The following is a 933-nucleotide window of genomic DNA, read 5'->3' on the forward strand; positions in this document are numbered from 1 at the left end:
GCTGTGGCTGACTCTGTCCGGCAGCATCAGCCTTTTTATTTCATCCGGATGTGACGCATTCTTTTTTATGTGGCTGCTTACGGCTCTCTCTCCGTTTCTGCTCAGACCCCTCGACTGGCTGACCCGTCAGTTGCTCAGGAAGCCCTGCATGCTGAGCCGCAGAAAGCGCATCACCGTTCATCTGTCACCCTGTCAGCCAACCGTTGGACTCACGCCTGAACGCGTGAGCTGGTTCTGGTCGGGGGTGTTTGAGTCAACTGAAGCCGCGTTAGCCGGGGGGAAAACCGTTGTGGTTGCTTCACATCTGCTGACGCCTGCCCGTGCGGCCAGGCTCAGGACATACCTGAAGGTGCGGGGCTGGTCTTACCGCAGCAGGCTGACCAGCGTCCCTTTCCGGGATTCAGCCCGCGCGCTAATGCAACTGGAAATCCTCTTCCGGCAGTGGCACTGGCGCTGTCCGTCCCGGACCCGGTGGCCGGTGATGCTGCTGAAAAAAACTTCTGAACCGGAAAAATAATTTCGGGTGTTAAGTCATAAAGGCAATGTTCAGACTGATTACACACATGTATTCGATCTGAACGATCGAAATATCGCGTTATACAACACGCGGTTTCGCCAGGTACTGTATTCACACCGAATACAGAAAAGATTAACAAAATATTTTCTCATTCAGCCAACACCAGGGCCTTTATGAAACGTATGAACCTGACAGAAATTCTGTCCCGCGTCGCCTTAGAGCAGACCGATGAGCAGAGGCAGCTGCTTGAGCAGTTTGCGGAAGGGAAGAAAACAGTAAGTCCGCCAGTGACCATTCGTTTCCGGCCGGCATCAAGAGAATTTTTGAATCAGGTATCACATAAACTCGGCATCTCCGTTTCAGAGCTGGTCAATGTGATTGTTGAGGGCGTCATGACAGAGACCACAGCACCCCGT

1 protein-coding gene and 1 pseudogene are annotated in these 933 nt (G+C 52.9%); both read left to right on the plus strand.

Annotation, left to right across the window (positions count from 1 at the left end; translation table 11 throughout):
• Position 1 precedes the first annotated feature (1 nt).
• Positions 2 to 517 (plus strand): pili assembly chaperone, encoded by a 516-nt coding sequence (locus RAC65_RS22295; protein WP_375097323.1) that lies wholly within the window; start codon positions 2 to 4, stop codon positions 515 to 517.
• 173 nt (positions 518 to 690) lie between these two features.
• Positions 691 to 933 (plus strand): annotated as a pseudogene (locus RAC65_RS22300) (conjugal transfer protein TraE); the annotation flags it as partial.

Origin of the sequence: Pantoea sp. BS_8 (assembly GCF_041954965.1) — a bacterium.
GTDB classification, from domain to species: domain Bacteria; phylum Pseudomonadota; class Gammaproteobacteria; order Enterobacterales; family Enterobacteriaceae; genus Pantoea; species Pantoea stewartii.